Here is a 21,705-nt window from a genome sequence, read left to right as displayed (position 1 = left end):
GGCCGAACCGCCGATCCGCCGATCCGTGTTACCGTGAACTCCCGTGGATACGAGGGATTTTCTCAGGAAAGCCCCGAGCTCCGCAGCTCGTATTGGATGCGACCACGGGAGTCTCATTGGCTCAATCAGCCCGGACCACTAAACACCTTTTCGTCACTGGCGGAGTCGCCTCATCCCTGGGCAAGGGCCTCACGGCTTCGTCCTTGGGCAGCCTGCTCAAGGCGCGGGGGCTGCGAGTCACGATGCAGAAGCTGGACCCGTACCTCAATGTCGACCCTGGGACGATGAACCCGTTCCAGCACGGCGAGGTGTTCGTGACCGAGGACGGGGCCGAGACCGATCTCGACGTCGGCCACTACGAGCGGTTCCTCGACACCGACCTGGTCGGCTCGGCGAACGTGACGACCGGTCAGGTCTACTCGACGGTGATCGCCAAGGAGCGTCGCGGCGAGTATCTCGGGGACACGGTCCAGGTGATCCCACACATCACCAACGAGATCAAGGACCGGATCCGGGCGATGGCCGACCCCGGTCCCGACGGCACCCGGCCCGACATCGTCATCACCGAGATCGGCGGGACGGTGGGCGACATCGAGTCGCTGCCGTTCCTGGAGGCCGCCCGCCAGGTCCGCCACGATGTGGGCCGGGACAACTGCTTCTTCCTGCACGTGTCGCTGATTCCGTACCTGGCTCCGTCCGGCGAGCTCAAGACCAAGCCGACCCAGCACTCCGTCGCGGCCCTGCGCAGCATCGGCATCGCGCCTGATGCTGTGGTCTGCCGCGCGGACCGCGAGATTCCGGAGAACGTCAAGCGCAAGATCTCGCTGATGTGTGACGTCGACACCGAGGCGGTCGTCGCGCTGGCGGACGCCCCGAGCATCTATGACATTCCCAAGGTCATGCACCGCGAGGGCCTCGACGCCTATGTCGTGCGCCGGCTGGACCTGCCGTTCCGCGATGTCGACTGGACGATGTGGGGCGGCCTGCTGGAGCGGGTTCACCACCCCAAGAGCGAGGTCACGGTCGCGTTGGTCGGCAAGTACATCGACCTGCCGGATGCTTACCTCTCGGTGACCGAGGCCGTCCGCGCCGGCGGCTTCGCGCACCGGGCCAAGGTGAACCTCCGCTGGGTTGCCTCGGACCTGTGCGGGACTCCGGCCGGTGCCGCCACCCACCTCAAGGGCGTGGACGCGGTGCTGATCCCGGGCGGCTTCGGCATCCGGGGCATCGAGGGCAAGCTCGGCGCCATCCGGCACGCGCGTGAGCACCGTATCCCGACCCTGGGCCTGTGCCTGGGGCTGCAGTGCATGGCGATCGAGGCCGCGCGCGCCCTGGCCGGGATCGTCGAGGCCAACTCCGCGGAGTTCGAGCCCGACACGCCCGATCCGGTCATCGCTACCATGGCCGACCAGGTGGACATCGTGGCCGGCAACGCCGACCTCGGCGGCAGCATGCGCCTGGGTGCCTATCCGGCCACCCTGACGCCCGGGTCGCTGGTTGCCGAGGCCTACGGCACGACCGAGGTTTCCGAACGCCATCGCCACCGATACGAGGTCAACAATGCCTACCGCGACGCCCTCACCGCCGCCGGGCTGGTGATCTCGGGCACCTCTCCGGACGGCCGGCTGGTCGAGTTCGTGGAACTGGCGCGGGAGCAGCACCCGTTCTTCGTGGCGACCCAGGCACACCCCGAGCTGAAGTCCCGTCCTACCCGCCCGCACCCGTTGTTCGCCGCATTCATCGGCGCTGCCGCCCGCTACAACAGCGAGGAGCGGCTGCCGGTGGAGCTGACCGGTGATGACAGCCAGCCGCACTTGGACTCCGTGGCCTCCTTGGCCTCGTCCACGGCGACGAGATCGTGACGGACGCACAGCAGGACGCGGGTGGGTTCGAGGTGGTTTCGTCCGAGCGGCGCTTCGACGGCGCGGTGTTCGACGTGCGGACCGACGAGGTACGGATGCCCGACGGCTCCGTCGCCAAGCGTGACGTCATCGACCACCCGGGCGCGGTCGGCATCGTGGCGTTGGATGCTGAGAACAACGTCGTGCTGGTGCGCCAGTACCGCCACCTGGTCGGCCACGAATTGCTCGAACTGCCGGCCGGCCTGCTCGACGTGGACGGCGAATCCGCGCTGCTCGCCGCTCAGCGCGAACTGGCCGAAGAGACCGCCCTGGTTGCCGAGCACTGGTCCGTGCTGGTCGATCTGCACACCTCGCCCGGCATGAGCGACGAGGCAATCCGGATCTTCCTGGCCCGCGGGCTGAGCGACGCCGCGGTCGACGACCGGTTCAGCCCTGAGGGTGAAGAGGCGAGCATGACCGTCGAACGACGGCCGCTGGACGAGGTGGCGGCCCTGGCGCTGACGGGCGAGCTGACCAACGGCCCGGCGGTGGCCGGCGTGCTGGCCGCTCGGCTCGCCGGGGCCGCGGGCTGGGCCGGCTTGCGTCCGGCCGACGCGCCGTGGCAGGCGCGTCCCGACCGCGTGCCGGCGGCAGGCTGACTTGGCGTCCTCGAACGCGCCGGTGACCACGGCGCCCGCGCCGGCCCGTGCTGAGCCGACCCGTGCTGAGCCGGCCCGTGCTGAGTTCTCGAGGGCAGCTCCGCAACGGCCCGCGATGGCAGCCGAGGCGACCGTACGGTCCTATCTGGACCACCTGACCGTGGAGCGCGGCTCGTCTGCCAACACCCTGAGCTCCTACCGCCGCGACCTTCGTCGCTACCTGGACTACCTGTCGGGGCGGGGCGTCACGTCGCTTGCCGACGTCGATGCGGCAACCGTGAGCGGCTTCCTGGCCGCGCTGCGCGAGGGTGGGCCGGACCACCCGCCACTGTCGGCGGCCTCGTCCGCCCGTGCCGTGGTCGCGGTCCGGGGACTGCACAAGTTCGGCTACGCCGACGGCCAGCTCGAATCCGACGTCGCCCGCGAAGTCAAGCCGCCGGCGCCACCACGCCGGCTGCCGAAGGCCATCAGCGTCGAGGACGTGGAGCGGCTGCTCGAAGCGGCCGACTTCGACCAGACCCCGCTGTCCGTCCGCGACCGGGCGCTGCTGGAGGTGCTGTACGGAACCGGGGCGCGAATCTCGGAGGCGGTCGGCCTGGACGTCGATGACCTGGACATCGCGGGCCGGACGGTCCTGCTGCGGGGCAAGGGCGGCAAGCAGCGGCTGGCACCGCTGGGCTCGTTCGCGGCCCGGGCGCTGGAGGCCTACCTCGTCCGGGTCCGGCCCGGACTGGCGTTCAACGGCGCCGGTACCCCGAAGGTGTTCCTCAACTCCCGGGGCGGTCCGCTGTCGCGGCAGAGCGCCTGGACGGTGCTGCGCAGCGCGGCCGATAAGGCCGGCCTGGCCACCGACATCTCACCGCACACGCTGCGGCACTCGTTCGCGACCCACCTGATGGAGGGTGGTGCCGACGTCCGGGTGGTACAGGAGCTGCTCGGCCACGCCTCGGTGACGACCACCCAGATCTACACTCTGGTCACCGTGGATCAGCTTCGCGAGGTGTATGCCGCGGCGCACCCGCGGGCCCAGGCCACCCGCACTTGATCGTCGGCTTCAGCTCCGGACGCCTGTCCGAGGCAGGTGCGGCGCAAGGGGCAGGTGCGGCGCAAGGGGCAGGTGCGGCGCAGGGGCAGGGCAGCGGTCCCGTGCGGTAACCTGCGAGGGGGTCAGTCCCGTACTTTTCGGCAAGGAGCGCGCACTCTCAATGACGACGTCGGACACGCCTGGGGCGCACCCCGCCGAGGCCGCGACGTTCGAGCCGCTGGCCATCGCGCCGGACGCCCCGGACAGCCCAGCGGGCTCAGCCCCCGAGACCACCAATCCTGCTCGCTCGGCCCCCGGTGACAGCGCGAGTGACAACGCCGCCGCTCCTGAGCAGGCCGCCGGTGATCCGGCGGCACCGTCCGCCCCGAAGTCGGTCGATCCGGCTCGCGCCCGGCAACGCCGCCCGCTCCAGCAGCCGCAGCCGTTGCAGCAGCACGGCCCGGCCCGGGTCATCGCGCTCTGCAACCAGAAGGGCGGCGTCGGCAAGACCACGTCGACCATCAACCTCGGTGCCGCGCTGGCCGAGTTCGGCCGGCGGGTGCTGCTCGTGGACTTCGATCCGCAGGGCGCGCTCAGCGTGGGCCTCGGAGTGCAGCCGCACCAGCTCGACCGCACCACCTACAACCTGCTGATGGAGCGTTCGGTGTCCATCGACGAGGTGCTGCTGAAGACCGGCGTTCCCGGCATGGACCTGCTGCCCTCGAACATCGACCTGTCCGCCGCCGAGGTGCAGCTGGTCAACGAGGTGGCCCGTGAGCAAACGCTGGCCCGGACGCTGGCACCGGTGCTGGGCGACTACGACTTCGTCCTGATCGACTGCCAGCCGTCCCTCGGCCTGCTGACGGTGAACGCCCTGACCGCGGCGAGCGGGGTGATCATTCCGCTGGAGTGCGAGTTCTTCAGTCTCCGCGGGGTGGCGCTGCTGATCGACACCATCGACAAGGTGCAGCAGCGGCTCAACCCCAGCCTGCGCCTCGAGGGCATCCTGGCCACGATGTACGACGGGCGCACGCTGCACGGCCGCGAGGTCTACAGCCGGGTGCTGGAGGCCTTCGGCGACAAGGTGTTCGACACCGTCATCACCCGGACCGTCCGCTTTCCCGAAACCACCGTCGCGGGTGAGCCGATCACCACCTGGGCGCCCACGTCGAACGGAGCCATCGCCTACCGAGAGCTGGCGATGGAGGTCTTGTCCCGCCCGTGACGGCGACGCCGGCCGGCCCGGCCGACCTGGGCAAGCAGCTGCCGGTGGAGCTGGAGGAGCTCCCGGAGCAGTGGGACCTGCCGGCCGAGCCCGAACCGCTGATGAACGACGGCAAGTTCCGGGTACGCCTGGACAACTTCGAGGGCCCGTTCGACCTGCTGCTGACCCTCATCGGACGGCGTCAGCTGGACGTCACCGAGGTGGCGCTGTCCCAGGTCACCGACGACTTCATCGGCTATCTCAAGGCCGCCGGCGAGGGTTTCGACCTGGGGCAGGCGACCGAGTTCCTGGTGGTCGCGGCCACCCTGCTGGAGCTCAAGGCGGCCCGCCTGCTGCCGGCCGCCGACGTCGACGGTGAGGAGGACCTGGCGCTGCTCGAGGCACGGGACCTGCTGTTCGCCCGGTTGCTGCAGTACCGCGCGTACAAGCTGGTGGCCGGGCACCTGGGCGAACTCGAGAAGCAGGCAAGCCGCCGGTTCGGCCGCAACGCCGAGCTTGAGCCGCGCTTCGCCGCGCTGACGCCGGAACTGCGGATCGGCGTCGATCTCCACCAGTTCGCCGCGATAGCTGCCAACGCCCTCAAGCCGAAACCGGTACCGGTCGTCGGCGTGGACCACATCCACGCCCCCCGGGTCAGCGTCCGCGAGCACATGGCGGCGATGGCCGAGCGCCTGGCCCGCACCGGCTCGGCGACGTTCCGCTCGCTCATCGCCGAGTGCGGCTCGACCCTGGAGGTCGTGGCCAGGTTCCTGGGGCTGCTCGAGCTCTACCGGGACGGCACCGTGGCCTTCGACCAGGTGGAGGCGCTGGGGGAGCTGCGCATCCGCTGGGTGGGCGGTCAGCGGGCACCGAACGACGATGCGGGGCCCGACAACGCCAGCCCGGAAATCGACCCAGACGAGGAGTACGGCTCATGACGGAGGCGAGTACGGGCGCGGACGGCGGGGCCGCCGCACCGACCTCGGGGGACGCCTCCGGCACACCGTCCATGGACCTGACCGACCCCGGTGTGCTCCGTGGCGCCGTCGAGGCACTGCTGTTCGTGGCCGACGGGCCGGTCGAACTGAGCCAGCTGGCGGCCTCCGTGCAGCGCCCGGTGGCCGAGGTCGCCGAGGCGCTGGCCGCGATCACCGCCGACCTGGACCGGTGCGGCGCCGGGTGGCAGCTGCGACCCGCCGCGACCGGCTTCCGGCTGTACACCCGCGACCAGTACGCGCCCATCGTGGAGTCGTTCCTACTGGAGGGCCAGCGCAGCAAGCTCAGCCAGGCCGCCCTGGAGACCCTCGCCGTGGTGGCCTACCGGCAGCCGGTGACCAGGGCCAGGATCTCGGCGATCCGGGGCGTCAATGTCGACGGTGTGATCCGGACGCTGCTGTCCCGAGAGCTGATCACCGAGGTGGGCGTCGACCCCGACACCGGCGGCGGGCTCTACCGCACCACCAGCACCTTCCTGGAGAAGATGGGCCTCACCTCCGTAGAGCAGCTGCCCTCGCTCGCGCCGCTGCTACCCGAGCTGGATACCCTGGACTCCGATGAGCTTTGACGATGCAGACAGCGAACCCGGCGCAGACAGCGAACCCCGCCCAGATAGCAAACCCCGCGCAGACGGCGAACCCGGCGGTGTGCGGTTGCAGAAGGTGCTGGCCGCGGCCGGAATAGGTTCTCGCCGCGCCTGCGAGCAGTTGATCGCCGAGGGCAAGGTGAGCGTCGACGGCCGGGGGGTGGCGGAGCTCGGCGCCCGGGTCGACCCCGGCACCGCGGTCGTCCGGGTCAACGGCAAGCGGGTGAACCTGCGCACCGACCTGGTGTACCTGGCGCTGAACAAGCCGCGCGGCATGGTCACCGCCATGTCCGATCCGCACGGGCGTCCCAACGTCGGCGACGTCGTCGCGCACCTGCCGCAGCGGCTGTTCCACGTCGGCCGACTGGACGCCGACACCGAGGGCCTGCTGATCCTCACCAACGACGGCGAGTTCGCGCAGCGGCTGGCCCATCCGTCCTACGAGGTTGTGAAGACCTACATCGCCGAGGTGCCCGGGGTGGTCGACCGCGGACTGGGCGCGCGGCTGCGAGCCGGCATCGAGCTGGACGACGGCCCGGTGCAGGTGGACGACTTCCGGGTGCTGGACTCTTCCGCCGACCGGTCGCTGGTTCAGGTCTCACTGCACGAGGGCCGCAATCACATCGTCCGGCGGATGCTCGACGCGGTCCGGTACCCGGTTGGCAAGCTCGTCCGGGTGGCAGTGGGGCCGGTCCGGCTGCATGACCAGCGGCCCGGCACCCTGCGGGAACTCACCTCCGCCGAACTCGGCGAGCTGTTCCGGCAGCTCCAGCTCTAGAGTCGCCCCTGCTGGGCGGTAAGCCAGTCCGAGTGAGAGTCCGAGTGAGAGAGGGTCGGCGATGACAGTGCGTGCCGTGCGCGGCGCCATCCAGGTCGAGTCCAATGAGCGCGCCGCGGTCCTCGACGGCGCGTCCGAGCTGGTGCAGGAAGTCATGCGCCGCAATGAGATCCAGCCGGACGACCTGATCTCCATCCTGTTCACCGCCACCCCGGACCTGACCGCCGAGTTCCCGGCCTACGCGGCACGCCAGCTCGGGCTGACCGATGTCCCGCTGATGTGCGCGTCCGAGATCGCGGTGCCGGGCGCGCTGCCGCGGACCCTGCGATTGCTCGCCCACGTCGACACCGAGCTGCGCCGCAGCGAGATCCGGCACGTGTACCTGCGCGGTGCCGCGAGCCTGCGCACCGACCTGCCGCGTTGAGGTCGGTGCCGGCGAGGATTGTTCCGACGGACCGGCGCACCCGTATCGTGGGTAGCTGCCCGACGATGTAGCTAGCAGAACTGGACAGCAGGCGTGAGCATGGATCAGAGTGACGCTTTCCGCTTTCGGGGCGTGGTCGCTCTCGACGGACCCTCCGGCACGGGCAAGTCCACCGTCGCGCGCCGGCTCGCTCAGCGGCTGCATGCCCAGTATCTCGACACCGGTGCCATGTACCGCGCCGCAGCCGTCGCCGTGCTCGATGCCGGGGTGGACCCCGGCGACCCGGTCGCCGTGGCCCGCCAGGTGGAGGCCAGCCGCATCGAGGTCAGCACCGATCCGCGGAACCTGCACACCATCCTCGACGGCCGCAATGTCGATCGCCAGATCCGCGACGCCGCCACCACCACCGCGGTGAGCCCGGTGTCCGCGGTTCCCGCCGTCCGGGAGCGACTCGTCGCCCAGCAGCGCTCGATCATCAGCGGCGGTCCCACCGTGGCCGAGGGCCGCGACATCGGATCGGTGGTGTGGCCGCACGCCGAGCTCAAGGTGTACCTGACCGCCCGTGAGGACGTCCGCGCCCGCCGGCGCGCCGGTGAGCTGAAGCTGGCCGACGTCGATCAGGTGGCCGCTTCCCTGCGCCGGCGGGACCAGCTCGACTCGTCCCGCGCTGCCAGCCCGCTGCACCGTCCGGACGGCGCGGCCGAGGTGGACACCTCGGACCTGAGCATCGACGAGGTCGTCGAGCTGCTCGTCGGACTGGCGCTGCGGGCGGCGAGTGCGGCAGACCGTGCCTGACCGGCGACCCGCCGCGCGCTACCGGCACGCCGAGTTCGGACGGGTACGCCGGCTGGGGCCGACCGAGACGATCCGGCAACACCTGGCCGAACTGGTCGACGCGACCGTGCCAGCCACCCTGCCCGGCCCTCACCCGGCCCCGGCGACAACGAAAGCGCAGTGATGACAGACATCGATCAGCCCGCCGACCAGTCACCCGGCGACCTTCCCGACGACAGTGGGCGCGCCGCCATCGAGGACGCTGCGGACGACGCGGCGCCATTGGTGACGCCGGTGGTGGCCGTGGTCGGGCGGCCGAACGTCGGCAAGTCCACGCTGGTCAACCGGATCCTGGGGCGGCGCGAGGCCGTCGTCCAGGATGTGCCGGGCGTGACCCGCGACCGCATCGCCTACGACGCCTACTGGGGCGGCAGGCAGTTCACCCTGGTGGACACCGGTGGCTGGGAGCCCGACGCCACCGGCCTGCAGGCCATGGTCTCCCGGCAGGCCGAGCAGGCTGTCGTCACCGCCGACCTGGTGCTGTTCGTCATCGACTCACGCACCGGGGCCACCGATACTGATCTCACGGTCGCCCGGACGCTGCGGCGCGCCGGACGTCCGGTCGTGCTCGCGGTGACCAAGGTGGACGACGAGCGTGGTGAGTCCGACGCCGCCGAGGCGTGGTCGCTGGGCCTCGGCGAGCCGTACGCGGTCAGCGGCCTGCACGGCCGCGGTTCCGGTGACCTGCTGGACGCGATTCTGGCGAAGCTGCCGGACGCCCCGCCCGAGCGCGAGCCGGCTGGTGGTCCCCGGCGGGTGGCTCTGGTCGGACGTCCGAACGTCGGCAAGTCGAGCCTGCTGAATCGGCTGACCGGCGAGGAGCGCTCGGTGGTCGACTCGGTAGCCGGGACGACCGTGGACCCGGTGGACTCCATGCTGCAGCTCGGTGGCGAGATCTGGCGGTTCGTCGACACCGCCGGTCTGCGCCGGCGGGTGAACAACGCCTCGGGCATGGAGTACTACGCCAGCCTGCGGACGGCCAGCGCGATCGAGGCCGCCGAGGTCGCCGTGGTGCTGCTGGATGCCTCCGAGGTGCTGTCCGAGCAGGACCAGCGGGTGATCTCGATGGTCATCGACTCCGGCCGGGCGCTCGTCATCGCCCTGAACAAGTGGGACCTGGTGGATGAGGACCGGCGGCTGCAGCTGGAGCGGGAGGTCGACTGGGAGCTGCAGCGGGTGCAGTGGGCACCGCGGGTGAACGTCTCGGCCAAGACCGGACGCGCCGTGGACAAGCTCGCCGGTGCGCTGCGGAAGTCGCTGTCCTCATGGGACCGGCGGATTCCGACCGGCCGGTTGAACAGCTGGCTCACCGAGGTGGTCAACGCCACGCCACCGCCCGGCCGCGGTGGCAGGCACCCGCGGGTGCTGTTCGGCACCCAGGCCGACACCCGGCCGCCGCGGTTCGTGCTCTTCACCACGGGCTTCCTCGAGAGCGGCTACCGGCGCTTTCTGGAGCGCAAGTTGCGGGAGGACTTCGACTTCGAGGGCAGTCCCATCGAGATCTCGGTCCGGGTGCGGGAGCGCGAGAAGCGGCCTTGACGGATGCGGCGAACCGCCGGGACGGCCGGGCACTGGCACGGGCGGCGTTGGCCGTGCGCTAAAGTTGCGGCGGTCCACTCGCGAGTGCGCGAGCGGATTTCGGGCTGTAGCGCAGCTTGGTAGCGCACCTGACTGGGGGTCAGGGGGTCGCAGGTTCAAATCCTGTCAGCCCGACCGAATATGCAAGCTTGGACGGGGTCGTCTTCTGGGCGCAAGCTTGAGGAGGAGGACGAGCACGTGAGTCCGCAGCCTTCGGCGGTCGCGCCGGTGGCAGAGCCCAGCGACGCGATCTGGACCCTGCCGAATCTGCTCAGCATTGCCCGGCTGTTCGGGGTGCCGCTGTTCCTGTGGCTGCTGCTCGGCCCGCACGCCGACGGCTGGGCGCTCGTCGTGCTCATGGTCAGCGGCTTCACCGACTGGGCCGATGGCGTCCTCGCCCGCAAGTTGAACCAGATGTCGCGGCTGGGGGCACTGCTCGACCCAGCGGTGGACCGGCTCTACATCCTGGCCACCCTCTTCGGCCTGGTGCTGCGACACGTCATCCCGTGGTGGCTGGTGGCCGTGCTGATCGGGCGTGACCTGGTGCTGGCGACCACGCTGCCCGCCCTGCGCAAGCGCGGAATGACCGGACTGCCAGTCCACTATCTGGGCAAGGCGGCCACCTTCAACCTGCTGTATGCCTTTCCGCTGCTGCTGCTCGGCTCGCATGCCGGCACGTTGAGCGCCATCGCGAAGCCGATCGCCTGGGCGTTCACGCTCTGGGGCACGGGGCTCTATCTCTGGGCCGGCGGCCTGTATCTGATCCAGTTCCGGCGGATCATCGCCGTACCGGCGGGGTCCAGATGACGTCGGGCCAGCCGCCGCTCGCCGAGCGGGACCCGGCGCCGCGCCGGCCGTCGAACCTGTCCAGCCTGATGCTGGACGAATTGCTCAACGACACCCTGGATCCGGGGTACCGGGCGGCGGCCGCACATCGCGAGGCAGGCACCGAGCGGCGCTGGTGGGACGGCCCGGTGGTGTGGCTGGCATGTGTCGCCGTCGGGCTGCTGCTCGTCGTCGCCTATCAGCAGAGCCACCAATCGGCCCCGTCACGGGAGGCCGCCCGGCAGGAGCTGATCAAGCGGATCCAGCGGCTGCAAGACAGCGGTGCCAGCATGGACGCCGAGGCCAAGAAGCTCGCCGCCCAGGTCGCGGCACTACGCGATGCGCAGCTGGCGACCGGGGACCCGGGCGTGCGGCAGCTGGAAGTGAATTCCGGTTCGGTCGCGGTCAGCGGGCCCGGAATGGAGGTTCAGCTCGGCGAGCCGCCGGCGCCGACCGCCGCGGCCAACGGCAGGCCGGGTACGACGCCGCAGACCCAGGTGGCGGTGATCCACGACAAGGACATCCGCGCGGTGGTGAATCAGCTGTGGGCGGCGGGTGCGGAGGCGGTGGCGGTCAACGGCCTGCGGCTGAGTTCGACCTCGTTCATCAGGTTCGCCGGCGAGTCGGTGCTGGTGGACTTCCAGCCGATCAGCCCGCCGTACTCCGTCCAGGCGATCGGGAACCGCAACGGCCTGCAGGTGGCGTTCGCCGACTCGGCGATCGCCCGGCAGCTCACGACCATGGCGGCGGTGGACGGCATCAGCTTTCGCTTCAGTGGCAGGGACAAGCTCCAGCTGCCGTCGGTTACCGTGACTCAACCCCACTACGCGGAGCGCGGAGCCGCCGGCTCCCAGCCCAGCAGCTCCACCTCCCGGCCCAGCCATAGCCCCTCCCCGACGAGTACGGAGTCTCCCCGATGATTGCCGCGATCGCCCTGGTCATCGGAGTGATCCTGGGGATCGTGTTCAGACCGACGGTCCCGCTCTGGATGGAGCCCTACCTGCCGATCGCGGTGGTGGCGGCCCTCGATGCCGTGTTCGGTGGCATCCGGGCTCGTCTCGACGGGATCTTCGACGCCAAGGTGTTCGTCGTGTCGTTCATCTCCAACGTCCTGGTCGCGGCCCTGATCGTGTTCATGGGGGACAAGCTCGGCGTCGGCGGACAGCTCTCCACGGCCGTGGTCGTCGTCCTCGGCATCCGGATCTTCGGCAATGCCGCCGCCATCCGCCGGCACGTGTTCCGGGCCTGACATGCAGGTTCCCAGGGACCCGGCTCCCGAACTGCCGAAGCTCACCGAAGCCGCCGCTCCAGAAGCGGACACCACAGCCGCTCCAGAACCGGAAATCGACACGGCCCCTGACGAGGACGCAGCCCCTGACGAGCCAGCGCCCGTGGAAGCGGCCGCCCTGCCCGGGCCGCGTCAGCCTCGTCGCAAGGGTGCCTCGAGCAAGGCGACGGTCCTGATCGGGGCGCTGCTGGCGATACTGGGCTTCGCCCTCGCCGTGCAGGTCCGGTCCAACTCCCAGACCGACGCGCTCGCCGGTGCCCGGGAGGATGACCTGGTGCGCATCCTGGACGACCAGAACAGCCTGGTGGACCGGCTGCAGGGGCAGATCAGTGATCTGCAGGCGGCGAGGCAGCGGCTGTCCGACAGCGGCAGCAACAACGCCGCCGCGCGCCAGGAGGCCCAGCGCCAGGCCGACGCGCTGGCCGTGCTGACCGGGACCGCGCCCGCCCACGGCCCGGGCGTCGAGGTGGTGATCACCGATCCGGCGCACCAGCTGCGGGCCGAGGACCTGCTCGACGTGGTCGAGGAACTGCGCGGCGCCGGAGCCGAGGTGATCCAGTTCGGACCGGTACGGGTCGGCGTCTCCAGCTCGTTCACCGATTCTCCGACTGGCGTGGCGCTGGACAGGACGCAGCTGCAGGCCCCGTACCAGGTGCTGGCGATCGGTGATCCGAAGACGCTGGACACCGCGCTGAACATCCAGGGCGGTGTGGTTAACACGGTGCACGCCGCCGGCGGCGAGGTCAGCATCACCGAGCGCGACGTCGTGAGCGTGAGCGCGACTCGTACGGTGACGCAACCGAAGTACGCCTCGCCCGATCGGTGATCACCACCCGGTAAGGTCGCGCCCGCGGGTATACGCGCACAAGCCCGTGCTCGTCCCGACCGACTTCATCGATTCAAGAGGTGACCTGAATGGCCGAGATTCCAGCCGACCTCCGCTACACGACCGAGCACGAATGGGCCAAGATCACCGGGGGAAACACCGTGCGGATCGGAATCACCGACTACGCGCAGAACTCCCTCGGCGACATCGTCTTCGTGTCGGTGCACGGCCTGGACACCGAGGTGGCCAGCGGCGACACCCTGGGCGAGGTGGAATCCACCAAGAGCGTCTCGGACCTCTACGCCCCGCTCGCGGGCTCGGTGGTGGCGCGCAACGAGGCGCTGGACGACACCCCGGAGCTGGTCAACTCCGACCCGTACGGCAGTGGCTGGATCGCCGAGATCGAGGTCGAGGACCTGTCCGTGCTGGATTCGCTGCTGGACGCCGAGGCATACCGCACGGCCACGGCGGAGTGAACCTACACCTCGCGTTGACCCTTCACAGCTGATCGAACTAGGCTCGCGGCACTGGCATTCCTCGACCAGCGTCGGCCGATCAGCACCGGCCGCCGCTCGACGTCCGGCATCCATCGGCACATTGAAGAAAGGGCGTTCACGGCGTGTTCTGCACTGCGTGTGGCACCGAGAACTCAGCTGAGAACCGATACTGCGCGCAGTGCGGGGCCCCGCTGGCGACCGGCAACCAGCCTTCGGGCGCTCGGCCCACCGGCCCCGACGTGACGTCGATCATCTCCGCGGGATTCGTCCCGGTGAGCACCGAGACCGAGGGCGACTTCTCACCAGAGGCACACCAGCGGGCCATCGACGCGCTGGCGCCCGGCTCGGCACTGCTGGTCGTCAAGCGCGGGCCGAATGCCGGCAGCCGGTTCCTGCTCGACCAGGACGTCACGACCGCGGGACGCCATCCCGACAGCGACATCTTCCTCGACGACGTCACGGTGTCCCGCCGTCATGTCGAGTTCCGCCGGGACGGTGCGGGCTTCGCCGTGTACGACGTCGGCAGCCTCAACGGCACGTACGTCAACCGCGAGCGGATCGACTCCGCCGCCCTCGCCGGTGGCGACGAGGTGCAGATCGGCAAGTTCCGGCTGGTGTACCTGACGGCGCTGCCCAGGCACGAGGCCGCCTCGTGAGCGCGGCCAGCCTGTCGTCCCGGGGAACGCTGTCGATCGGGGAGGTGCTCGCCCAACTGCGGGCCGACTTTCCCGACATCACCATTTCCAAGATCCGGTTCCTCGAGGATCAGGGCCTGGTGCAGCCGAACCGGACCCCGTCGGGCTACCGCAAGTTCTCCGGCGGGGACGTCGCCCGGTTGAAGTACGTGCTCAGCCAGCAGCGTGACCACTACCTTCCGCTGCGGGTCATCAAGGACCAGCTCGAGGCCATCGACCGGGGGCTGTCCCCGGTGGCGTCGGTACCGCGGCCGGCTCACCCCGTCATCACCGACAACGCCCCCACGCCCGAGCACTTCCGGTCGTCCTCGGCGGCCATGCGGCTGAGCCGCGAGGAGCTGCTGAACACCGCCGGGCTGCGCTCGGACCAGCTCAACGAGGTCGAGCAGTACGGCCTGATCTCGGCACGGTCCGGCGGCTTCTACGACGACGACGCCCTGGCCATCGCCAGGGTGGTGGCCGAGATGGCCCGCTACGGCATCGAGGGCCGCCATCTGCGCGGGTTCAAGTCCGCCGCGGACCGCGAGGTCAGCCTGTTCGGCCAGGTCGCGGGGCCGATGGCCAAGCAGCGCAGCGGCGACGGTCGGGCCCGAGCCGAAGAGACCGTGCGGGAACTGGCCGCGCTGTCGGTGCGGCTGCACGCCGCGCTGGTGCAGATCGGGTTGCGCGACATCGTCGGCTGAGCGTTCAGCGGCTAGTCTCGGTACTAGCACTTCTGGTACGCAAGGCCGTGTGTGCGCACCGGCCTTGCGTACCTCGTCCAGGCATGATCATGCACGCAACAGCAGTCCGCACACGAGAGCAGGGGAAGGGCTGGAGATGACTCTGCATCCGCTGCAGGTCGTCGGCGTCCGGGTCGAACTGCCGGCGAACCAGCCGGTGGTCCTACTCAAGGAATCCGACGGCGCCCGCTACCTGCCCATCTGGATCGGTGCGGTCGAGGCCTCGGCCATCGCGTTCGAGCAGCAGGGCGTGCAGACGCCTCGTCCCATGACCCATGACCTGCTGCGCGACGTCATCGGCGCCCTCGGCGGCGAGCTCAAGCAGGTATCGATCACCGAGCTGCGCGACGACGTCTTCTACGCCGAGTTGCAGTTCGGTGACGGCACCACGGTCAGCGCGCGGCCCTCCGACGCGATCGCCCTTGCCCTGCGGACCGAAACGCCGATCGTCGGTGACGAGACGGTCCTGGCCGCTGCCGGGATCTCTATTCCGGAAGAGGACGAGGACGAGGTCGAGCGGTTCCGCGAGTTCCTGGACACCATCTCGGCCGACGACTTCGCCGGCTCCGAAGGGGACGAGCCGCAGGCGGGCACCAGCTGAATCCGACAGCGGCGCACACCGCCTGATCGTCTCATCGGCCACCGCGGCCAACTCTGTAGTTCAACTTGACGGTTACTTTTTCGGCCGGAGTCGGCGAGGCGGATTGACCGCCCCTACCGGTCGGCCTACCTTCGTGGAATACCCACCGTGCAATTCGCGGCGGGGGCGGCGCTTCGATCGACGGTCGGGCGCGTTCGGGGACTCGCGGCGACGTGCGCGGCAGGTAGGAGATCGACGTGCTTGACCAGACGCCGGAGCAAGGCGCCCTCTTCAGCCAGCCAAGTATCGGTTCGGACGAGTCCGTGGGGTACCGGGGACCGACGGCCTGCTCGGCGGCCGGGATCACCTACCGCCAGCTCGACTACTGGGCGCGCACCGGGCTGGTTGTTCCCTCCGTACGCTCGGCCGCCGGTTCCGGTAGCCAGCGGCTCTACTCGTTCAAGGACATCCTGGTTCTCAAGGTCGTCAAGCGACTGCTCGACACCGGGGTGTCACTGCAGAACATCCGGCTCGCCGTCGAGGCGCTGCGCGAGCGTGGCGTGGCCGATCTCGCCCAGATGACGCTCCTCTCCGACGGCACCACGGTGTATGAGTGCACGTCCTCGGAAGAGGTCGTCGACCTACTGCGCGGCGGCCAGGGCGTGTTCGGCATCGCCGTCAGCGGAGCGCTGCGCGAGCTGGCGGGATCACTGGCCACGCTGCCGTCCGAGCGCACCGACGGCGCGGTTCAGACAAGCCCGGCATCGGACGAGCTTTCCCAGCGCCGGCAGCGCCGCAGCGAATCCGCCTGAGGCGAACGGCCCCCTGGGCTGGTAATCTCGGGGACACCGCTACACCCGTACGGGAGAGTTCGCCGCGCATCGCGACGGCGGCGCCGAAGGGGCAACCTCCCCGTCAACCTCTCAGGCCGCAGGACCGTGCGGGTAGGTAGCTCTGAAGGGCATCCGTCCGACAGAGGGGGAAGTTGTGCGGCCAGCACTGGCGTACGACTTCGGCCCCACGTCGCCCTGGAGCTGCTCATGACCGCATCCGTTCCGCTGCTCACCCCGTTCTCAGCACGTCACATCGGGGTCTCGGATCAGGCCGACCAGGACGTCATGCTCAAGACCCTCGGCTTCAGCAGCCTCGAGGACATGATCGCCGCGGCCGTCCCCGAGTCGATCCGCTCGCGGCTGGCCCTCGCGCTGCCGGCGGCCAGCACCGAGGCCGAGGTCGCCGCCGAACTGCGCGCACTGGCCGACCGCAACACCGTCCGCGCGTCCATGATCGGCCTGGGCTACTACGACACCATCACGCCGCCGGTGATCCGCCGCAACGTGCTGGAGAACCCGGCCTGGTACACCGCCTACACGCCGTACCAGCCCGAGATCAGCCAGGGACGCCTCGAGGCCCTGCTGAACTTTCAGACCGTCGTCGGAGACCTGACCGGACTGCCCACCGCGGGCGCGTCGCTGCTCGACGAGTCCACCGCGGCGGCCGAGGCCATGGCCCTCGCGCACCGCACCGCCCCGGCCACCAAGAAGGGCGCCACCGTCTTCCTGATCGACGCCGACGCGTTGCCACAGACGATCGATGTGGTGCGCACCCGGGCCGTCGCGCTCGGGCTGCAGGTCCGGGTCGCGGACCTGTCCCGGCAACTGCCCGCCGACCTCGGCGACAACGCGGTGTTCGGCGTCCTGCTGCAGTACCCGGGCGCCTCGGGTGAGGTGCGCAACCCGCGCGGCGTCATTGCCGCGGCACACGAGCTGGGCGCTGTGGTGGCCGTCGCGGCCGACCTGCTGGCGCTGACCCTGCTCACCCCACCCGGCGAGCTCGGCGCGGACATCGCCGTCGGAACCTCGCAGCGCTTCGGCGTGCCCCTCGGCTTCGGCGGCCCGCACGCGGGTTACCTGTCGATCCGGGCCGGCCTGGAGCGTCAGCTGCCCGGTCGGCTGGTGGGCGTCTCGGTGGACGCCGACGGCCGCCCGGCGTACCGCCTCGCCCTGCAGACCCGCGAGCAGCACATCCGCCGCGAGAAGGCGACGTCCAACATCTGCACCGCCCAGGTGTTGCTGGCCGTGCTGGCCTCCATGTACGCCGTTTACCACGGCCCCAGCGGACTTCGTGCGATCGCGGCCAACGTGCACTCCCGAGCCACCCGGCTGGCCGCCGGCCTGCGCGCGGCCGGCGTCGAGGTGCTGACCGGATCGTTCTTCGACACGATCACCGTCCGGGTGCCGGGCCGGGCGAACGAGATCCTGGCCGCGGCGGAACAGCGCGGGGTCAACCTGCGCCCCGTCGACGCCGATCACTTCGGCATCTCGTGCGACGAGGCGACCACTGAGGCCCAGCTCGGCGCGGTGCTGCAGGCCTTCGGCGTCATTCAGCCGCTGCCGGACGGCGCGGAGCTGGCGCTGCCGGTCGACCTGCGCCGCACCTCGGACTACCTGACGCATCCGGTGTTCAACACCCACCACTCCGAGACGTCGATGCTGCGTTACCTGCGCCGGCTCGCCGATCGCGATTACGCGCTGGACCGCGGCATGATCCCGCTGGGCTCCTGCACCATGAAGCTGAACGCGACGACCGAAATGGAACCGGTCACCAACCCGGGTTTCGCCAACATCCATCCCTTCGCCCCCGAGGGGCAGTTCGACGGTTACGCCCAGCTGATCGGCGACCTACAGCGGTGGCTCAGCGAGATCACCGGCTACGACGCCGTCTCCCTGCAGCCGAACGCGGGCGCGCAGGGCGAGTTCGCCGGCCTGCTGGCGATCCACGCCTATCACCAGAGCCGCGGCGACCTGCAGCGCACGGTATGCCTGATCCCGGCCAGCGCGCACGGCACCAACGCGGCGTCGGCGGTGCTTGCGGGCATGAAGGTGGTCGTGGTCGCCACCAGCGGCGACGAGGGCGAGGTCGACCTCGATGACCTCAAGGCCAAGATCGCGCAGCACGCCGGCAACCTCGCGGCGATCATGGTGACCTATCCGTCCACGCACGGCGTGTTCGAGGATCACATCGGCGCGGTGTGCGAGCTGGTGCACGAGGCGGGCGGCCAGGTCTATGTCGACGGGGCGAACCTGAACGCGATGGTGGGCCTGGCACGTCCCGGCAAGTTCGGCGCGGACGTCTCGCACCTGAACCTGCACAAGACGTTCTGCATCCCGCACGGTGGCGGTGGTCCGGGGGTCGGTCCGATCGGCGTCCGGTCCCACCTCGCGCCGTTCCTGCCCAACCACCCGCTGCAGTCGAGTGCCGGTCCCGCGACCGGCCCCGGTGCCATCGCGGCAGCGCCGTGGGGGTCGGCCTCGATCCTGCCGATCACCTGGGCGTACCTGCGCCTGATGGGTCCGGACGGCCTGGTCGCGGCCACCAGCACCGCGATCCTGTCGGCCAACTACATCGCGGCCCGACTCAACGATCACTACCCGGTGCTCTACACCGGTGCTCGTGGCCTGGTCGCGCACGAGTGCATCCTGGACCTGCGCCCGCTCACCAAGCAGACCGGTGTCACCGTCGACGACGTGGCCAAGCGGCTGGTCGACTACGGCTTCCACGCTCCGACGATGTCGTTCCCGGTGTCGGGCACGCTGATGGTGGAGCCGACGGAGAGCGAGGACCTGGCCGAGATCGACCGGTTCATCGACGCCATGATCTCGATCAAGGGTGAGGTCGACCGGCTGTCGGCGGGGGAGTGGAGCTCAGGCGACAACCCGCTGCGCAATGCTCCGCACACCGCCCGCAGCCTGGTAGCGGAGTGGAACCACCCGTACTCCCGGGAAGAGGCCGTCTACCCCGCCGGAGTCGACCCGATGTCGAAGTACTGGTCGCCGGTGCGGCGCATCGACGGCGCCTTCGGCGATCGCAACCTGGTGTGCTCCTGCCCTCCGGTGGAGGACTATGCCTAGCTGTGGCTGGCGGCCACCCGCAGTCGAAAAGCGTACTCAGGCCACCCGGTGCAGGGCAGCTGCGGTCAGGTCCGCACGGCGGGCATGCACGCAGCGCCCGTCAGGCAGGATCTCGCCGGTGTCGTCGAACAGGACGACGCCGTTGCAGAGCAGGCTCCAGCCCTGCTCCGGATGGCAGGCCACCACGTGCGCGGCGTCCCGGTCGGGACCGTCGGCGTTGGGACACAGCGGTTGATGTGCGCACGGAGCGCGGGTGATCGGGTGTACCGAGGTGGTCACGGCGGGCTTGCTGGTCGATTCGGGGACGGACTGACTACTCATTGCCGGCTTCCTGGGCTCATATCGCGGTCGGGTCAACACCCGGTCACACGACCTTAACACTTACTAAACTTCGCTGTCTGGTTGAGTAAACAACTCTACGCCGAATTCGGGGACCTGCCGCGCGTGCAGTCAGGTCCGACCGGCCCGATCCTGGGCGCCGGCGAGTGCGTCGCTCCGCGGGACCCAGGTCACCAGTGTCGCCGGAAACCCCGCGGCGGCCGCCGCCGCGATGACGGCCGGATCGTCGTCGACGAAACACGCGATGTCCCGATCGCGCAACCGCCGCAGCTCCGCCACCTTGAGCACCGGCGCCGGACGGTAGTCCCGGTCGGCCCGCATGACCAGCTGTCCGGCTGGCAGCCCCTGGTCGGCGAGCCAGCGGGTGGTCACGGGCCGCAGCCAGTTCGGCCGTCCGGTCAACCAGACGATGTCGTGGTGCGCGGCCGCGGCGTGCGCGGCCGCGATCCCCTCGGCAATGCCGGTGTCGGCCGCCGCCGCGTCGAAGAACTGAGCCCAGTCCTTGGGCCGGTGCGCGACGTGGTGCACCCGGTGGCGGACGTCGGCCACCACTCCGTCGATGTCGAAGACAGCAATGCTCACCCGATCGAGAGTAGTGGCGCGCGCCCGGCGACTAGACTGTTGCAAACGTGAAGTTCCTCAATGACGGTGTGCCGTCCCATGACCTGACCTACGACGACGTTTTCATGGTCCCGCGCTCCTCCGACGTGGCCTCGCGCTTCGACGTCGACCTGTCCACCACCGACGGCAGCGGTGCCATGATCCCGCTGGTGGTGGCGAACATGACGGCCGTAGCCGGGCGGCGGATGGCCGAGACGGTGGCTCGCCGTGGCGGCCTGACCATCATTCCGCAGGACATCCCGGTCGAGGTGGTGTCCGAGGTCGTCGCGTGGGTGAAGCAGCGCGACCTGGTACACGACACCGCGCTCACGCTCGGCCCATCCGACACGGTGTCCGACGCCCTGGCCCTGCTGCCCAAGCGGGCGCACGGGGCGGTGATCGTGGTCGAGAACGGGCGTCCGGTCGGCGTGGTCACCGAACGGGACTGCACCGGAGTGGACCGCTTCGCGCAGCTGTCGGCGGTCATGTCGACACGCCTGGTCACCCTGCCCGCGAAGGTCGGCGCCAGAGAGGCCTTCGAGCTGCTGGCGGAGGGTCATCACCGGCTGGCTCCGGTCGTGGACGAGGACGGCGCTCTGGTCGGGGTGCTGACCCGGACGGCCGCACTCCGCGCGACGCTGTACGACCCGGCGGTGGACTCCTTCGGCCGGCTGCGGGTCGGCGCGGCCCTCGGGGTCAACGGCGACGTCCGGGGCAAGGCCGAGCGGTTGCTCGACACCGGCGTGGACCTGCTGGTGATGGATACCGCCCACGGGCACCAGCGCCGGATGCTCGAGGCCCTCGCGACGGTGCGCGGACTGGCGCCGGGCGTGCCGATCGTCGCGGGCAACGTGGTCTCCGCCGAGGGCACCGTGGACCTGATCGAGGCCGGTGCCGACATCGTCAAGGTCGGGGTCGGCCCCGGTGCCATGTGCACCACCCGCATGATGACCGGCGTCGGCCGGCCGCAGTTCTCGGCCGTCCTGGAATGCGCGGCGGCGGCCAAGGAGCTCGGCAAGCACGTGTGGGCGGACGGCGGCGTCCGGCACCCGCGCGATGTCGCGCTCGCGCTGGCCGCGGGAGCGTCCTCGGTGATGATCGGGTCCTGGTTCGCGGGGACGTACGAGTCGCCGGGGGACCTGCAGGTCGCCTCGGACGGGCGGCCGTACAAGGACAGCTTCGGCATGGCCTCGGCCCGCGCGGTCGCACACCGGACGTCCACCGAGTCCGCCTTCGACCGTGCCCGCAAGGCCCTGTTCGAGGAGGGCATCTCCAGCGGCCGGAAGTTCCTGGATCCGGAGCGACCCGGTGTCGAGGACCTGATCGACGCGATCGTCGCGGGCGTCCGCTCGTCGTTCACGTACTCGGGCGCGCGCACCATCGCCGAATTCTCCGACCGCGCCATCATCGGGGTGCAGAGCGCCGCCGGTTACGCCGAGGGCCGCCCGCTTCAGCTCGGTTGGTAGGGATGTGACCGCATTGCTTGACGCCGGACGCG

At 70.2% G+C, this 21,705-nt stretch carries 24 protein-coding genes, 1 tRNA gene and 1 riboswitch; of the genes, 23 read left to right on the top strand and 2 right to left on the bottom strand.

From position 1 onward, the window contains the following. Positions 1-116 precede the first annotated feature (116 nt). From RM423_RS15520 to gcvP, 22 genes are all read left to right on the top strand, one after another. Entirely contained in the window at positions 117-1,862 is a 1,746-nt protein-coding gene (locus RM423_RS15520; protein WP_311423950.1) for a CTP synthase, read from the top strand. Continuing rightward, complete coding sequence (locus RM423_RS15515) at positions 1,859-2,500, top strand: NUDIX hydrolase (protein WP_311423949.1); 642 nt, start codon at positions 1,859-1,861, stop codon at positions 2,498-2,500. The genes RM423_RS15520 and RM423_RS15515 overlap by 4 nt, the downstream gene beginning before the upstream one ends. Positions 2,501-2,615: 115 nt before the next feature. After that, positions 2,616-3,545 (top strand): site-specific tyrosine recombinase XerD, encoded by a 930-nt coding sequence (gene xerD / locus RM423_RS15510; protein WP_311423948.1) that lies wholly within the window; start codon positions 2,616-2,618, stop codon positions 3,543-3,545. Positions 3,546-3,705: 160 nt separating this feature from the next. Next, positions 3,706-4,749: a ParA family protein gene (locus RM423_RS15505; protein WP_311423947.1), complete on the top strand. Its 1,044-nt coding sequence runs from the start codon at positions 3,706-3,708 to the stop codon at positions 4,747-4,749. A 101-nt stretch (positions 4,750-4,850) separates the two neighbouring features. Further along, positions 4,851-5,666: a segregation and condensation protein A gene (locus RM423_RS15500; RefSeq protein WP_396327739.1), complete on the top strand. Its 816-nt coding sequence runs from the start codon at positions 4,851-4,853 to the stop codon at positions 5,664-5,666. Then, positions 5,663-6,292, top strand: a complete 630-nt coding sequence (scpB, locus tag RM423_RS15495; RefSeq protein ID WP_311423945.1) for an SMC-Scp complex subunit ScpB — start codon at positions 5,663-5,665, stop codon at positions 6,290-6,292. The genes RM423_RS15500 and scpB overlap by 4 nt, the downstream gene beginning before the upstream one ends. A gap of 79 nt (positions 6,293-6,371) precedes the next feature. Further along, complete coding sequence (locus RM423_RS15490; RefSeq protein WP_311423944.1) at positions 6,372-7,088, top strand: pseudouridine synthase; 717 nt, start codon at positions 6,372-6,374, stop codon at positions 7,086-7,088. 61 nt (positions 7,089-7,149) lie between these two features. After that, on the top strand, positions 7,150-7,512 hold the full coding sequence (aroH, locus tag RM423_RS15485) for a chorismate mutase (RefSeq protein ID WP_311423943.1): 363 nt from the start codon (positions 7,150-7,152) through the stop codon (positions 7,510-7,512). Between the two features lie 99 nt (positions 7,513-7,611). After that, positions 7,612-8,307 carry a (d)CMP kinase gene (cmk, locus tag RM423_RS15480; RefSeq protein ID WP_311423942.1) on the top strand — a complete coding sequence of 232 codons (696 nt, stop codon included), beginning with the start codon at positions 7,612-7,614 and terminating at the stop codon, positions 8,305-8,307. Beyond that, positions 8,300-8,470 carry a hypothetical protein gene (locus RM423_RS15475; RefSeq protein WP_311423941.1) on the top strand — a complete coding sequence of 57 codons (171 nt, stop codon included), beginning with the start codon at positions 8,300-8,302 and terminating at the stop codon, positions 8,468-8,470. The genes cmk and RM423_RS15475 overlap by 8 nt, the downstream gene beginning before the upstream one ends. Further along, entirely contained in the window at positions 8,470-9,885 is a 1,416-nt protein-coding gene (gene der, locus RM423_RS15470) for a ribosome biogenesis GTPase Der (RefSeq protein ID WP_311423940.1), read from the top strand. Before RM423_RS15475 ends, der begins: the two co-directional genes overlap by 1 nt. 100 nt (positions 9,886-9,985) lie before the next feature. Further along, a tRNA-Pro gene (locus RM423_RS15465) sits at positions 9,986-10,059 on the top strand. Positions 10,060-10,122: 63 nt separating this feature from the next. Then, on the top strand, positions 10,123-10,731 hold the full coding sequence (locus RM423_RS15460) for a CDP-alcohol phosphatidyltransferase family protein (protein WP_311423939.1): 609 nt from the start codon (positions 10,123-10,125) through the stop codon (positions 10,729-10,731). Then, the gene (locus RM423_RS15455; protein ID WP_311423938.1) at positions 10,728-11,669 is read left to right on the top strand and encodes a DUF881 domain-containing protein; all 942 of its coding nucleotides are present in this window, start codon (positions 10,728-10,730) and stop codon (positions 11,667-11,669) included. The genes RM423_RS15460 and RM423_RS15455 overlap by 4 nt, the downstream gene beginning before the upstream one ends. Further along, positions 11,666-11,998 carry a small basic family protein gene (locus RM423_RS15450; protein WP_311423937.1) on the top strand — a complete coding sequence of 111 codons (333 nt, stop codon included), beginning with the start codon at positions 11,666-11,668 and terminating at the stop codon, positions 11,996-11,998. The genes RM423_RS15455 and RM423_RS15450 overlap by 4 nt, the downstream gene beginning before the upstream one ends. 1 nt (position 11,999) lies before the next feature. Then, complete coding sequence (locus tag RM423_RS15445; protein WP_311423936.1) at positions 12,000-12,863, top strand: DUF881 domain-containing protein; 864 nt, start codon at positions 12,000-12,002, stop codon at positions 12,861-12,863. Positions 12,864-12,952: 89 nt separating this feature from the next. Further along, positions 12,953-13,339, top strand: coding sequence for a glycine cleavage system protein GcvH (gene gcvH / locus RM423_RS15440; RefSeq protein WP_311423935.1), 387 nt, complete (start codon positions 12,953-12,955; stop codon positions 13,337-13,339). A gap of 143 nt (positions 13,340-13,482) precedes the next feature. After that, positions 13,483-14,016, top strand: coding sequence for an oxoglutarate dehydrogenase inhibitor Odhl (gene odhI / locus RM423_RS15435; protein WP_396327733.1), 534 nt, complete (start codon positions 13,483-13,485; stop codon positions 14,014-14,016). After that, positions 14,013-14,738: a transcriptional regulator FtsR gene (gene ftsR / locus RM423_RS15430; protein WP_311423933.1), complete on the top strand. Its 726-nt coding sequence runs from the start codon at positions 14,013-14,015 to the stop codon at positions 14,736-14,738. Before odhI ends, ftsR begins: the two co-directional genes overlap by 4 nt. Before the next feature lie 136 nt (positions 14,739-14,874). Then, positions 14,875-15,378: a bifunctional nuclease family protein gene (locus RM423_RS15425; RefSeq protein WP_396327732.1), complete on the top strand. Its 504-nt coding sequence runs from the start codon at positions 14,875-14,877 to the stop codon at positions 15,376-15,378. 230 nt (positions 15,379-15,608) lie between these two features. Further along, on the top strand, positions 15,609-16,169 hold the full coding sequence (locus tag RM423_RS15420) for a MerR family transcriptional regulator (protein ID WP_396327738.1): 561 nt from the start codon (positions 15,609-15,611) through the stop codon (positions 16,167-16,169). A gap of 40 nt (positions 16,170-16,209) precedes the next feature. Continuing rightward, a riboswitch (glycine riboswitch) is annotated at positions 16,210-16,306 on the top strand. Positions 16,307-16,397: 91 nt separating this feature from the next. Continuing rightward, positions 16,398-19,268, top strand: a complete 2,871-nt coding sequence (gcvP, locus tag RM423_RS15415; protein WP_311423931.1) for an aminomethyl-transferring glycine dehydrogenase — start codon at positions 16,398-16,400, stop codon at positions 19,266-19,268. A 36-nt stretch (positions 19,269-19,304) separates the two neighbouring features. On the opposite strand, the gene RM423_RS15410 is transcribed toward gcvP, so the two are convergent. Then, a complete protein-coding gene (locus tag RM423_RS15410; RefSeq protein WP_311423930.1) occupies positions 19,305-19,589 on the bottom strand; it encodes a DUF5999 family protein in 285 nt (94 codons plus the stop codon). A gap of 129 nt (positions 19,590-19,718) precedes the next feature. Beyond that, positions 19,719-20,189 carry a phosphatase domain-containing protein gene (locus tag RM423_RS15405; protein ID WP_311423929.1) on the bottom strand — a complete coding sequence of 157 codons (471 nt, stop codon included), beginning with the start codon at positions 20,187-20,189 and terminating at the stop codon, positions 19,719-19,721. 47 nt (positions 20,190-20,236) lie between these two features. Between RM423_RS15405 and RM423_RS15400 the strand changes: the two genes are divergently transcribed. Beyond that, the gene (locus RM423_RS15400; RefSeq protein ID WP_311423928.1) at positions 20,237-21,673 is read left to right on the top strand and encodes a GuaB1 family IMP dehydrogenase-related protein; all 1,437 of its coding nucleotides are present in this window, start codon (positions 20,237-20,239) and stop codon (positions 21,671-21,673) included. Positions 21,674-21,705: the final 32 nt, after the last annotated feature.

It is taken from the genome of Jatrophihabitans lederbergiae (assembly GCF_031845305.1).
GTDB classification, from domain to species: Bacteria; Actinomycetota; Actinomycetes; order Mycobacteriales; family Jatrophihabitantaceae; genus Jatrophihabitans_A; species Jatrophihabitans_A lederbergiae.
This window is presented reverse-complemented; position numbering and strand designations above follow the sequence as displayed.

Excerpts from the sequence above, each read along its gene's own strand:
- RM423_RS15505 (WP_311423947.1), top strand. The coding sequence starts at position 3,706 with ATGACGACGTCGGACACGCCTGGGGCGCACCCCGCCGAGGCCGCGACG.
- RM423_RS15450 (WP_311423937.1), top strand. The coding sequence starts at position 11,666 with ATGATTGCCGCGATCGCCCTGGTCATCGGAGTGATCCTGGGGATCGTG.
- gcvH (WP_311423935.1), top strand. The coding sequence starts at position 12,953 with ATGGCCGAGATTCCAGCCGACCTCCGCTACACGACCGAGCACGAATGG.
- RM423_RS15500 (WP_396327739.1), top strand. The coding sequence starts at position 4,851 with ATGAACGACGGCAAGTTCCGGGTACGCCTGGACAACTTCGAGGGCCCG.
- RM423_RS15410 (WP_311423930.1), bottom strand. The coding sequence starts at position 19,589 with ATGAGTAGTCAGTCCGTCCCCGAATCGACCAGCAAGCCCGCCGTGACC.
- aroH (WP_311423943.1), top strand. The coding sequence starts at position 7,150 with ATGACAGTGCGTGCCGTGCGCGGCGCCATCCAGGTCGAGTCCAATGAG.
- scpB (WP_311423945.1), top strand. The coding sequence starts at position 5,663 with ATGACGGAGGCGAGTACGGGCGCGGACGGCGGGGCCGCCGCACCGACC.
- der (WP_311423940.1), top strand. The coding sequence starts at position 8,470 with ATGACAGACATCGATCAGCCCGCCGACCAGTCACCCGGCGACCTTCCC.
- RM423_RS15445 (WP_311423936.1), top strand. The coding sequence starts at position 12,000 with ATGCAGGTTCCCAGGGACCCGGCTCCCGAACTGCCGAAGCTCACCGAA.
- xerD (WP_311423948.1), top strand. The coding sequence starts at position 2,616 with ATGGCAGCCGAGGCGACCGTACGGTCCTATCTGGACCACCTGACCGTG.
- RM423_RS15455 (WP_311423938.1), top strand. The coding sequence starts at position 10,728 with ATGACGTCGGGCCAGCCGCCGCTCGCCGAGCGGGACCCGGCGCCGCGC.
- RM423_RS15425 (WP_396327732.1), top strand. The coding sequence starts at position 14,875 with ATGACTCTGCATCCGCTGCAGGTCGTCGGCGTCCGGGTCGAACTGCCG.
- gcvP (WP_311423931.1), top strand. The coding sequence starts at position 16,398 with ATGACCGCATCCGTTCCGCTGCTCACCCCGTTCTCAGCACGTCACATC.
- cmk (WP_311423942.1), top strand. The coding sequence starts at position 7,612 with ATGGATCAGAGTGACGCTTTCCGCTTTCGGGGCGTGGTCGCTCTCGAC.